We start from the raw sequence: 11,867 nt of genomic DNA, 5'->3' as shown, positions 1-11,867 counted from the left end.
GATGATCGAGGCAGACGACTTTCTCGCCGGTGCCAAGCGGCAGGGCATCGATTTCTTCACTGGTGTTCCCTGCAGCTTCCTGACGCCGCTGATGAACGCGGTGATCTCCGACCCGGGCGCCCGTTATGTCGGAGCCACCAGCGAGGGAGAGGCCGTGGCGATCGCGGCAGGCGCCTGGCTCGCCGGTCGAGAGACTGTCGTGATGTTCCAGAATTCAGGGCTTGGCAATGCGGTCAATCCGCTGACCTCGCTCAACCACCCGTTTCGGATACCGACGCTTGTCATCGCCACCTGGCGCGGCGAGCCGGGTTTGGCGGACGAGCCGCAGCACGCGTTGATGGGCGAGATTACCGCGCCGCTGCTCGATCTGGTGGGAACGCATCGTGTCGGGTTTCCGACCTCGGCCGGGGAGATCGAGCCGGCCCTTGCCGTCGCGGTCACGCATATGCGGGCAACCGGACAGCCGGTGGCGATGATCCAGCCCAAGGGGGCGATTGCATCACGCTCGCTTGACGAAATGCGCCCGGAGCCGCTTCCCAGGGTCGAGGTCGGTGACTTCGGCGGCGCCGCCCCGGCGCGGCGGATGGATCTGCTTGCGGCGATCCGCGATATCGTTCCGCAAAGCGCGGGGATCGTTGCGACCACGGGGCATACGGGGCGTGAGCTTTACACGTTGCAGGACCATCCCGGCCATCTCTACTGCGTCGGCTCGATGGGGGGTGCCAGTGCCATCGGGCTCGGGGCGGCACTGAACACAGGGCGCCAGATCGTGGTGCTCGACGGAGACGGTGCCGCGCTGATGAAGCTGGGCAACATGGCAACGATCGGAGCGCAACAGCCCGACAACCTCACCCACGTCATCCTCGACAATGAACGTCACTTGTCGACAGGCGGTCAGGCGACGGTTTCGCCGGGTGTAGACTTTGCCGCGATCGCCAGCGCCTGTGGCTATCGCTTTGCCGCGCGCGCCAGCGGGTTGGAAGCGGGCCTTGCGGCAGTGAGGGAAGCGCTTGGCGCTCCGGGGCCGCGCCTGCTGCATCTGAAGGTCGCGGCCGAACAGGTCGCCGGTCTCGGTCGACCGGGCATCACTCCGGCAGAGGTCGCGCGCCGGTTCCGGACGCATCTTGACGAGAGCAGCGCGCGATGACGGGGGATGTCCGGGTCGGGACGGTGCTGCTGACGCCCGGCCCGTTGACCACCAGCGCAAGGGTCAAGGCGGCGATGCAGCGCGACTGGGGGTCGCGCGATCCGGAATTCGTGCGGCTCAGCGCAGCGATGCTTGACAGGCTTCGGGTGCTCGCCGGCGGAGACGCGGAGCATGTCTGCGTGCCGCTTCAGGGCAGCGGCACGTTTGCCGTGGAGGCAATGCTGGGCAGCCTCGTGGCGCCTCAGGAGCGGGTGCTTCTGCTCGTCAACGGGGCTTATGGCCGGCGCATGGCAGAGATCTGTCGACGGATCGGCCGGGATTTCGATGTTTACGAGGTTGAGGAGACTGCGACCCACGATCCCCAGGAACTGGGGCGCAGACTTGCCGGCGATCAGGGCCTTTCGGTTGTCGCCGCGGTTCATTGCGAGACGACCTCGGGGCTTCTCAATCCGCTGGAGGACATCGCGACGGTCACACGCGCCGCCGGCCGTCGCCTCCTTGTCGACAGCATGAGCGGCTTTGGAGCGCTGCCGCTCGATATGGCCGCGCTCGGCATTTCGGCAGTTGCGGCCTCGTCCAACAAGTGCCTTCAGGGGGTGCCCGGACTTGGTTTCGTGATCGCCCGGCACGATGAGCTCGAGGCGCGTGCCGGAGTGGCTCCTTCGCTCGTGCTTGACCTTCACGATCAGGCAAGGGCTCTGTCAGGCGACGGGCAATGGCGTTTCACGCCACCGACGCATGTCGTGGCGGCTCTTGTCGAGGCATTGGCGGAACTGGAGGACGAGGGCGGTCCGGCAGCACGCCTCGCCCGCTACCGGGGAAACCGCGACGCACTGGTCGATGGCATGCGCAGGCTGGGTTTTCGCCCGGCACTGGAACCCGAGCTGCAGGCACCGGTGATCGTGTCCTTTGTCGAGCCGAAGGCGGAGTGGTACCGGTTCGATCCGTTCTATGACGCGCTCGCTCGCCGGGGCTTTGCGATCTATGCCGGCAAGATGCGGGAACTCGGCACATTTCGGGTGGGGACCATCGGGGCGATCGATACCGGGGTCATCGAACGGTTTCTGGCGGCGGCAGAAGCCGTTGTGACAGAAATGAAACAGAAATTGATCCGCTAGCCTTGCCGGTCTGGAACGAGCTCCGTCCCGATGATATCGGCCAAAGCGGAGTCGGTTACAAAAAAATCAATTAAAACATTGGCTTGCGGAGTTTCCCAAGGGTAAGTTCACCTGCCCAGGCGTGCCGGAGGCCGTGGAAAACGTCAGCCAAGAAGGAAAGTGCGAGAAGCGGAGGCAGCTTGTCGCAGTCCTCCCCATATCTCGGTGTTGTTGCGTATCGGCAAAGGGCCTGTCTTGTGACCCAATCGGATGGTTTCAAAACCTAGCAATTTCCGCCTGTTGCAGGCCGGATGCGATCCTTGGTGACGCCTTTCGCAGCGCAGGCCACGGAACAGGCACCTGTCCGGCGCGCAGAGGGACTGCGGGGCTGTTGGGTCGTCTGATGGCGGTGAGCGTTTCGTTGGCTTACTCGACAGTACCACGCCTTTCGGCTATTTAGCGAAATCAGCCTGAACAGAATTCAATAGCGGCGGCTGGCGTCGGACCTTCGGGTTGGGGAGCTCTCTGGCGGGAGATGCGCCGGTTACGATCATCTTGCCGTTCCTGTCGTCGAGACAGGTTGCGGCTTCCAGACCGCCGGAAGACCGATGGATGACATCGGTGCATGCAGGACAGCAGAACCCCCTTGCGAGGTTCCTGCTGTGGGCGTCGCCGAAGCAAATATCGCAACTGAAGAAATTGACAAGGCCCGAATTGTTTTCGACAGTTGATCGGGTTCTGGGGGTAAACAAGAATGAAGCCTGATCGGCCGAGCTTTGCCGTAGTCGCTGAACGGCGTTTTCGCCTTGCCGGCAAGGCAATCATCGAACAGCACAACCCCTATTTTCTCCCGGTCGACCAGCAACGTGAGCTTTGCGAGCGGAACGGCATCCCGTTCATCAGCTTCGCCCACTACGACTATCTCGGCCTCAGCAAGCATCCTGACGTGGTCGCGGCGGCGAGCGAGGAACTGCACCGCCAGGGCACCGGCGTGGGCGCGTCGCGCCTCGTTGGCGGCGAGCGGGCCGGTCACCGTGTATTTGAGCGCAAGCTGGCCGATTTCCTGGGCGTGGGGGACGCGATGTCGCTGGTCAGCGGCTATCTCGTCAATGTCTCCCTTATCAACTACCTGATGGGGCCGCGCGATCTGGTGCTGATCGACGAACTGGCCCACAATTCGATTTTCGTCGGGGCCAAGAACGGTCGCTACGATCATCGGGTCTTTGCCCATAACGACCTCGACGACCTCGAGCGTCAGCTTGACGAGCTCAGGGGCCAGTATCGGAACGTCCTTGTTGTCGTCGAGGGGCTGTACTCGATGGACGGCGATATACCCGACCTTCCCAGGCTCGTGGCGCTGAAGGAAGCGCATGATGCATGGCTGCTTGTCGATGAAGCTCATTCCTATGGCGTTCTCGGGGCCACCGGTCGTGGGCTTTGCGAACATTTCGACGTCGATCCGAAACGGATAGAGCTGACCGTTGGAACCTTGTCCAAGTCCTTTGTGTCGTCGGGCGGGTTCATCTGTGCCGAACAAGGCGTGATCGAATGGCTGCGTTTCACGCTGCCCGGTTTCGTCTACAGCGTGGGCCTTTCGCCGGCGGCCCTGGGAAGCGCCCATGGAGCGCTAGACCAGTTGCAGGCCGATCCGCAGCGGGTGACGCGTCTCCACGATAATTCCCTCTACTTCCGGGATCGTGCCCGCGAGGCCGGTCTCGACACGGGTGCGGCCATCGGATGCGGCGTCGTGCCCGTCCTCTTCGCCACCTCGATGCAGACGATGATCGCATCGCAGGTGCTATTGGAGCAGGGCGTCTATGCACCGCCGATTGTCCAGATGGGAGTACCCAAGGACCAGCCGCGCATCCGCTTCTTCATCTCGGCGGATCACACGTACGAGCAGATGGACAAGGCAATCGGGATTGTCGCCGGAGTGGTCGCGGGAAACGCGGGCGCCGGCGGCGAGCTGCAGACGGCGGTGATGGGCGCCTGAGGGCGGACGCGGGGCAGGATCGGGCAGAGTGGGTCTTGCGATGAAACCGCACCGACGGAGCTTCTGGCGCGCCTCGCTTGCGGCCTTGCCATGGCGGCTGCTCCCTTCGCCTGTCCCTTGCGTGCTGGCCGCGGGCATCGCGATTGCGGCTCCTGCCGTTTCCGCGTTCGCCCAGGAAGGCACCGTGATCACCCATGGGAGCGCGCAGCAGCGCGCCAGCGGGTCTGTCGTCGAAGAGGTCGACAGCCTGCCGGTTGTCCGTCCGGACTTCCCGGTGCCCGACGATCCGGGCATGGTGTTCTACCTGCAGCGGTCCACCAACTCGAACACGGTCGTCTATGCCGCGCGGTTTCTCGACGATGGCAAGCTCGATCCGCGCCAGCCGATCGTGGCCTACTGGCGGCGCTTCAACACGACGGGCGAGCGGCTTGCGCTGAAGATGATCGAGGACAGTTTCGCTTTTGGCGTGCGCGCCCGCGCCACCGACGATCCGGATGTCTTCTCCCTTTATGTGGTTTCCTACCCGGAGCGCAGGGCGACCTTGCGCTTGGTCGAACCGGGGCGGGCGGAACTGCTGCTTCCGGTGGACGGGCGCCAGATGCGAATGCGCTACGCCTATGTCGATGTGGATGAAAGCGGCCTCATGCCGAGTGTCCGGGAAGTTGTGGTCACCGGCCACGATACGCAGACCGGCCGTGCGCTGGTCGAACGCATCCAGATAGAGTAACCCTTGCTCCGCCGGCGACCAGGCCGGCGGGCAGGAGATTTCCACCCGGAACAGGGTTTCCGGGTGTGGGCAAAGGATGCCCGGACGGCGCGCGGACCATGCAGCCGGGCCGGGTTCGGGGGTAACAACACGATCATGACCGCTTCTTCCGCCAGAACGATCCGCACTGCCGTTGTGGGTGCCGGCAATTGCGCCAGTTCGCTTGTCCAGGGCGTCGCCTATTGTCGCGCGCTTGGCGAGGCCGCCGTCGGCGTTCCGTTTCCCGTTCTTGCCGGATATCGCCCGCAGGATGTCGAGATTGTGCTGGCGCTTGATGTTGATGCGCGCAAGGTCGGTCGGACTGTCGGGGAGGCGGCGGTGGCGCTTCCCAACTGCACCGAGATCTTCCATCGGGACCTCTCGGAAATGACGGCGCCGGTGCTGCGAGGTCCCGATCTTGACGGGGTCTCGGCTTTCATGCGCAACCAGGCGCCGGATCGCAGCTTCGTCGTCTCGAGCGCACCGGCGCTCGACAAGGCCGGCATTGTCGCGGCGCTGCGCGCGGCCGAGGCGGAGGTGATGATCAATTTCCTGCCGGTCGGTTCGATCGAGGCGACGCAGTTCTATGCCGAATGCGCGCTGGAGGCGGGATGCGCCTTCGTCAACGGGATTCCGGTCTTCATAGCCTCCGACCCGGTGTGGGCTGCCCGCTTCACCAGCGCCGGTCTGCCGATCCTCGGTGACGACTTCAAGGCGCAGTTCGGCGCGACCATCACCCACCGGGCACTGGCGCGGCTTGCCGACATGCGCGGGGTCAAGGTCGACCGCACCTATCAGCTCAATGTCGGCGGCAATACGGATTTTCTCAACATGATGGACGGCGACCGCCTGGCGATGAAGCGCGAGTCCAAGACCGAGGCGGTGCAGACCGCGATGAACGCGCGTCTCACCGAAAACGAGATCCGCATCGGCCCGTCCGACTACGTGCCCTGGCTGGAGGATCGCAAGGTTGCCTATGTGCGGCTCGAGGGCAGGCTTTTCGGCGGGGTGCGCACCCATGTCGAGATGCGGCTCGAGGTCGAGGATTCGCCCAATGCGGCGGCGATGGCGCTGATCGCCATTCGTTGCGCGGCAATCGCCCGCGACAAGGGGCTTTCCGGTCCGGTCGAGGATGCGAGCGCATTTCTTTTCAAGCATCCTCCGGTTCAGATCGAGGATGCGGAAGGATATGACCGCCTTCTTGCTTTCGCCGGGGAACGGGCCGCGTGAGCACGGCGACCTCGTCCGGCGGCGACGCAATGCGCCCCGTGGCTCTGATCACCGGCGGCAGCAGTGGTATTGGCAGGGCGCTGGCATTGCTGCTCGCCCAGCGTGGATACAACCTTGCGCTGGTGGCCCGAGGGACGGAGCGTCTTGCCGAGGTCCGGGATGCCGTTGTCGCCGAGGTTCCGCACGCGCGTGTCGAGTGCCGCTCCGCCGATGTCGGCGATCCGGTGGCCGTCAGTGCCGCATTGGTCGACCTTGTCGATGTGCTGGGCGTGCCTCGCTGGGCCGTGATGAATGCGGGTATTGCCCGCCCGGGGCACTTTCTCGATCAACCGCTTGACGATCATGCCGCCCAGATGCGCACCAATTACATGGGCGCGCTGAATGTTGCTCACGCGCTGGCGCCGCGGATGGCGGCGGCGGGCGGCGGACGCATGGTCTTCGTTTCGTCTGGCGCGGCCTTCTTCGGCATCTACGGTTATTCGGCCTACGCACCTTCGAAATTCGCCATGCGCGGTCTTGCAGAAGTGTTGCGCGTTGAGCTTGCCCCGCATGGCATCGGCGTAACGCTGGCTTACCCGCCGGACACCGACACGCCGCAACTCGCCGCCGAAAACGAGACAAAGCCGCAAGCGACCCGGGAAATCACAGCCGGTGGCGGGTTGTGGTCGGCCGAGGCGGTGGCGGAACGTATCGTCAAGGGGGTGGAGAACGGGCGCTTCATCGTTGCGCCGGGCGCACAGATGACATTGCTTGCCCACGCGCACAGCCTGCTGGCGCCGGCTCTGCGGATCTGGCAGACGCGGGTAGCGCGCACCCGTCGCGGATAGGCGCGATGTCGACCCAGACACTCTCCTTCGAACTCGCCGCCGTTGCTGTTCTCGCCTGCCTGGTCATTGGCGCGGTGCTGCTGGGTGTCGGCAGCCTGCTGCCGGCGACGGCACCGCGCGCGCGTCCTCTCTGGCCGGTCTTTGCCACCGAATGTGCAATCGTTGCCGGCGCCCTGCTGCCTTTCGCGCTCGGATCGCCCTGGCTGGACGCGCTGCTCGGCCTGCTGGCCGTCCGGATCGCCTACGAGGCCTTGTGCGTCGCGGGCCTGCGCTGGCCGGGTGCAACGGCGACCCAGCGCATGCGGCTTGCCGTCGAGGTCGCCGTCTTTCCGGGCTTTCCCGTGCTGCTGTTCGTCATGGTGGCGCGTGAACCCGAAAACTCGGGACTGGTGCTCGTCTCGTTTCTTCTCGTCGAAACCTATGACAGCTATGCATTGCTTGGCGGAAAGCTGTTCGGGCGCCGGCCGGCCTTTCCCAGGCTAAGTCCCCGAAAAACCGTCGAGGGGCTTGTCGCGGGCGCCGTCATGCTGGGGCTGACGGCCGCGCTGGCCGGTCCGCTCGTTGTCGACTGGAGCATCGGCGCGTCGCTGTCCGCCGCGATCCTGATTGCGGTGACGGCGATTGCCGGGGACCTTGCCGGCTCGCGCTTGAAGAGGGCCTCCAGTGTAAAGGACTATCCGCAGGTGCTGCCGCGGCAAGGGGGGCTTCTCGATATCACGGATGCCTGGCTGATCGCGGCGCCCGCCCTTGTGTGGCTGGCGGGTCTTTGGTGAGACCGGGATTGTTCCGTCCTTACACAGCAAGCAATCGGGACACGGGCCAGAGTACGGCGATGGCATAGAGGGCGGCGGCGGCGTCATCGAGCATGATGCCGGTGCCGCCTTTCACATGGTCCTGCACCCAGTTGACCGGGAATGGCTTGACGATATCGAAGAAGCGGAAGGCAACGAAGCCCAAGGCCCACCACAGCGGTTCCGGCGGGAGGGCCAGGACGGTGGCGGCCGCGCCGAAGCTTTCATCGATGACGACGCATTGCGGATCGTCTTCCCGGCATGCCCTGGCGACAATCGCGGATGCCCATATGCCGATCATCAACATCAGAACCAGTCCGGCGACCTGGCCGGCTGGCGGGACAGTGCGGAGGAGGACGGCGCAAAGGAGACCCACCGCCGCGCCCACCGTTCCCGGCCAGACCGGAGACAGGCCGGCGCCAAAGGAAAGGGCGAGCGTATGCGCGAGGCCCTGCTTCACTCTATGAACAAGACGGGACATGGCGACGGCCCTATGATGTCGTGACGGAATCGCGGCGCACCCGCGAGCACGGGACCGATGCCGGTGCCGCAATAGCATGAAACATGACGGGGAGCGATGAGACGGAAGGACAATCCGGGACGGGAATGCCTGGCGGGGACGGAGCCGCTCGCATCGAACGAGGCAACCGGTCGGTGAGACCGTTGATGTCGCTTGCCGCGCGATCTCTCTTCCTGCGTGCCTTGGGCAGGGTCGCGATCGTCGTCGTGACGATCGAGATCGTATTCCTGGCGGAAAAGCTCACGGGCATCCTGGAGGAGGTGCTGGGCAATGGCGGTGACCTTGCTTCCGCGGTTTCCGTGCTGTTGCTCACCTCGCCCGAGATATTCGACTTCGCCCTGGCGCTTGCCTGTGTCATCGGCGGTTACTTCGCTTTCTCCGCCGCCCGTGAGGAGCGCGAGATGGTGGCGCTGTCGGCAGCGGGGGTTGCGTGGACCCTGCCGGTTCGCGTGGCTCTGTCGCTCGGCGGACTTGCCTTCCTTGCAAGCCTTGCCGTTTCCGGCGTGATCGATCCGCTGGCACGCAATGCGACGCGCACGGTTATCTTCAAGTTGAAGAGCGAACTCCTGTTCGACCGCATTACCGGTCCGAGCGAGGGTACCCTGATCGAGACGATCCGGGGCAAGACCTTCGCTGCGCTCTCCGATACGAGTGTTGATCCACCGCATGAGAGTCTTTTCGTTCACCAGCCCGGCGAGGCAGGGCGTTGGCGGGTGACGCAGGCCGGCGACTGGAAGCTGATCGGCCCCGACTTGAAGGGGGACTACAATCTCGGCCTGGGACGCGTCATCGCCTATGATTTTGTCCGGGTGGAACATCGCGAGGGTGCCGGAGTGCTCCGCCGGGGACGCGGCCCCAACCTGCTGGCGCTCGGGCAGACCGACATGGCGAACGTCCCGTCCCTTCCGCAGGTGAAGGTGGAGAACGTCTCCCTGCCGGTCAGTCTCGACAATATCCTAAACCATGCGCTGCGCCAGGATGTGGCGAGCGAGTGGACGGTGTTCGAGGCACTGGGGCCTGACGCGGCGGGCGGCGAGACGGCGCGCGAGGCGCGGCGGATTGCAGGCGAGAGGTTGGCGCGGGCCGTCGCGGTGCTGGTGGCGCCACTTCTGGCGCTGATTGCCTGTGCCTTCGCCGGGCGCGGCGTTGCCGGAATGCTGGCGATGCCGCTGGCATGTGCGACGCTTCTTGTCTTCGATATTCTCTTGCGCAACCTTCTCGGCGGCTTGTCGGCGGTTGAGCCTCGAATGGCGCTGCTTGCGGCGATGGGCGTGGGCGTGGCCGCGTCCCTGGCGGCGACCATGGCTGTTCGGGACAGGGCAGCGGCGCTTTTGCGGCCCGTGCGCGAGCGGGCTTGAAGCGATGACGATCACACCAGGCACGCCATATCCTGTACGGCACGGCCAGCCGGTTCCCTTGCAACGGACCGGAGCGCGCCCGCGCATGCCGATCCTCGGTCTTTTGGCAAGACGTGGTTTCACGCAACATCTGGGCGCGGCCATTCTGGTCATGGCCATGTTCCTGATTGTTGCGTGGGCCATCGATCTGGCCCAGACGCTGGACCAGGTGCTGGAGCAGGCCGGGAAACTCGATCGCAATCCCGCTCTGCTGCTGGCGACTTATCTCGGCTTGCGGGCTGTCGACATCGCGACCCGGTTGTTCCCTGTCGCCTGTTTCATCGGGGTCTTTGCGGCCGAACTGATCCGCCTCTTCAACCGCGAGACGACTGTGATGGGGGCGGCCGGCTGGTCTCCGCGACAGACGCTTGCCGTCGTGTGCCTGTTCGCGCTGGTGACGGGCGGCTTTCAGTTCGCGCTGGAACGCTGGTTGCGGCCCGCTGCCGTTTTCGTCCAGGCCGAACTGGAGCTTGGCGGCTACGGGCGGCGGTTTGCCGCCGGCGATTTCGGTGAGCCGAGCTGGTTTGTCGTCAATGGCGGTGCGCTCAAGGCCAGGGTCCTGAGGTCCGGGGAACCGGAGTTGACGGATGTTGAGTTCTACCGGGGTGTCGTGGCGGGCGACCTGAGGGACGTGATCGTTGCCCGACGCGGCGAACCGTCGAGCCGGCCGGGGTTCTGGCGGTTCCACGGGGTCGACCTGTGGGCGCGCCTGCCGGGAGAGGAGACCGGCACCGAGGGGCAACCCCCCGCCTTTGCCCAGACGTCGCTCTACCTGATCAGTCAGTATCCGGTCCTGGAATTGCGGCTGGATCTCCTGCCGGAAACGCTGACCTATTACGACATTCCGGCGTTCTACCTGCCCCAGCGGCCTCTTGAACGGCTGGCTGATGACGACAACCCGCTGAAGGGGCCGGATGTCGACGCTGCCTTGTGGCGACGCTGGGCGGCATTCTTCCTGCCGGGAGCCTATGCATTGCTCGGCGCGAGCCTTGCGCCGGTGGCAGGGACAGGGCGGATCGTCTCGCCTTTCAGGATCGTGATGCTGGCCCTTTGCGGCTATCTGGCGCTGGTGGCGACGAAAGTGTCGTGGGCGATGGGAGAGATCGGTGTGCTGTCGGGGTTCACCAGCAGCTGGCTTTCGATCGTTCTGGCACTGCTCGGGACGCTGGCTGCCCAGGCGGTGCTGTCACGCCCGCACTGATGAAGGGAACCGGCCGCTCCCGGAGTGTCCGGCACAACGTGCGGTCGTCAGCGCGCCCGGGCGGCGAGAATGCGCGGATACACCTGCTCGGCGGCGCGGGCCAGCATCGCCTCGTTGTCGACCTCGGCCCAGGCAAGATCAGTCACTTTCGGACAGGTCACGGGATGTGAGCGGGCAAGCTCCACAAGACCGTTTTCATAGTCTTCCATGGCGTTGTCGAGCACGAGATCGGGACCGATGCGCTTCAGGTAACGGACCGCGTCCCCGGTGAGATAGGTGAGGCCGACAAGCTCGCCATGAGGAACATCGGGCCAGCGATCGACAAGCTTCGACATATCGCGAAGACAGTGGTCGCCCTCTGTTTTGTCGGCCCAGACATGAACCTCGTCGCCCGCTCCGGTCGCACCTGACACAAGCAAGGCGGAGCGATCCGGTCGCGCGATGACGGTGGCGACAGCACGCGGTTCGAAAATGAGATCCGATTCGAGCAGCAGGCAGGGACCGTCCTCTCCCTCAAGCCCGACGAGCAGGCTTTGAAGCGAACCCTTCACCTCGAAATCGGGATTGTGCCGCAGGTCGAGATCGGGGCAACGGATTGCAGCCAGATCGCGATACTGCTCGGCAAGATGGCCCGTGACGACGCGAGCGTTGCCCATTCCATTGTCGGCCAGGGTCGTTACCGCCTCCTCGAGGAAGGTCCGCTCGCCGATCGAGATAAGGCCCTTGGGCGTCATGCGCCCGCGTTCACCCATCCGCACGCCGCGACCGGCGGCCAGAAAAATCGCTTTGATATCGAGCATGAAACCGTCGGAGTGTGGTAAGGCAGTCCAGTAATAGGGGAGGTGTCCGGCCGGGGCAATAGCCGGTTGGCACTGCTGAAAGCAAGCGTGAACGGGCGAACGGGGATGCAGCCGTCGAT

12 protein-coding genes are annotated in these 11,867 nt (G+C 64.8%); 10 read left to right on the top strand and 2 right to left on the bottom strand.

All coding sequences use genetic code 11. The features are described from left to right. The first annotated feature begins 1 nt into the window (after position 1). From aepY to RBB46_RS10980, 8 genes are all read left to right on the top strand, one after another. Positions 2 to 1,147 (top strand): phosphonopyruvate decarboxylase, encoded by a 1,146-nt coding sequence (aepY, locus tag RBB46_RS11015; protein WP_306029027.1) that lies wholly within the window; start codon positions 2 to 4, stop codon positions 1,145 to 1,147. Continuing rightward, complete coding sequence (locus RBB46_RS11010) at positions 1,144 to 2,265, top strand: 2-aminoethylphosphonate--pyruvate transaminase (protein WP_306029026.1); 1,122 nt, start codon at positions 1,144 to 1,146, stop codon at positions 2,263 to 2,265. The genes aepY and RBB46_RS11010 overlap by 4 nt, the downstream gene beginning before the upstream one ends. A gap of 587 nt (positions 2,266 to 2,852) precedes the next feature. Beyond that, entirely contained in the window at positions 2,853 to 2,975 is a 123-nt protein-coding gene (locus RBB46_RS11005; RefSeq protein WP_306029025.1) for a hypothetical protein, read from the top strand. A 23-nt stretch (positions 2,976 to 2,998) separates the two neighbouring features. Beyond that, positions 2,999 to 4,237 carry an aminotransferase class I/II-fold pyridoxal phosphate-dependent enzyme gene (locus RBB46_RS11000; protein WP_306029024.1) on the top strand — a complete coding sequence of 413 codons (1,239 nt, stop codon included), beginning with the start codon at positions 2,999 to 3,001 and terminating at the stop codon, positions 4,235 to 4,237. A gap of 184 nt (positions 4,238 to 4,421) precedes the next feature. Then, on the top strand, positions 4,422 to 4,964 hold the full coding sequence (locus RBB46_RS10995; RefSeq protein WP_306029023.1) for a DUF4833 domain-containing protein: 543 nt from the start codon (positions 4,422 to 4,424) through the stop codon (positions 4,962 to 4,964). Positions 4,965 to 5,099: 135 nt separating this feature from the next. Further along, the gene (locus tag RBB46_RS10990; RefSeq protein WP_306029022.1) at positions 5,100 to 6,212 is read left to right on the top strand and encodes an inositol-3-phosphate synthase; all 1,113 of its coding nucleotides are present in this window, start codon (positions 5,100 to 5,102) and stop codon (positions 6,210 to 6,212) included. Further along, positions 6,209 to 7,039 (top strand): SDR family oxidoreductase, encoded by an 831-nt coding sequence (locus RBB46_RS10985; RefSeq protein ID WP_306029021.1) that lies wholly within the window; start codon positions 6,209 to 6,211, stop codon positions 7,037 to 7,039. The genes RBB46_RS10990 and RBB46_RS10985 overlap by 4 nt, the downstream gene beginning before the upstream one ends. 5 nt (positions 7,040 to 7,044) lie before the next feature. Then, positions 7,045 to 7,812, top strand: coding sequence for a phosphatidate cytidylyltransferase (locus RBB46_RS10980; RefSeq protein ID WP_306029020.1), 768 nt, complete (start codon positions 7,045 to 7,047; stop codon positions 7,810 to 7,812). Positions 7,813 to 7,831: 19 nt separating this feature from the next. Here the strand turns inward: RBB46_RS10980 and RBB46_RS10975 are convergent, their stop codons facing one another. Beyond that, positions 7,832 to 8,311 (bottom strand): phosphatidylglycerophosphatase A, encoded by a 480-nt coding sequence (locus tag RBB46_RS10975; protein WP_306029019.1) that lies wholly within the window; start codon positions 8,309 to 8,311, stop codon positions 7,832 to 7,834. 185 nt (positions 8,312 to 8,496) lie between these two features. Here RBB46_RS10975 and RBB46_RS10970 point away from each other — a divergent pair, with 185 nt between their 5' ends. Next, positions 8,497 to 9,708 carry an LptF/LptG family permease gene (locus RBB46_RS10970; RefSeq protein WP_306029018.1) on the top strand — a complete coding sequence of 404 codons (1,212 nt, stop codon included), beginning with the start codon at positions 8,497 to 8,499 and terminating at the stop codon, positions 9,706 to 9,708. A gap of 85 nt (positions 9,709 to 9,793) precedes the next feature. Next, positions 9,794 to 10,948: an LptF/LptG family permease gene (locus RBB46_RS10965; protein WP_306029017.1), complete on the top strand. Its 1,155-nt coding sequence runs from the start codon at positions 9,794 to 9,796 to the stop codon at positions 10,946 to 10,948. A 47-nt stretch (positions 10,949 to 10,995) separates the two neighbouring features. Here RBB46_RS10965 and RBB46_RS10960 read toward each other — a convergent pair whose 3' ends face one another. After that, positions 10,996 to 11,748 (bottom strand): phosphocholine cytidylyltransferase family protein, encoded by a 753-nt coding sequence (locus RBB46_RS10960; RefSeq protein WP_306029016.1) that lies wholly within the window; start codon positions 11,746 to 11,748, stop codon positions 10,996 to 10,998. Positions 11,749 to 11,867 lie beyond the last annotated feature (119 nt).

Source organism: Stappia sp. MMSF_3263 (assembly GCF_030733745.1).
GTDB lineage: Bacteria > Pseudomonadota > Alphaproteobacteria > Rhizobiales > Stappiaceae > Stappia.
The sequence above is the reverse complement of the archived record's forward strand: the minus strand, read 5'-3'. Positions and strand labels throughout refer to the sequence as shown.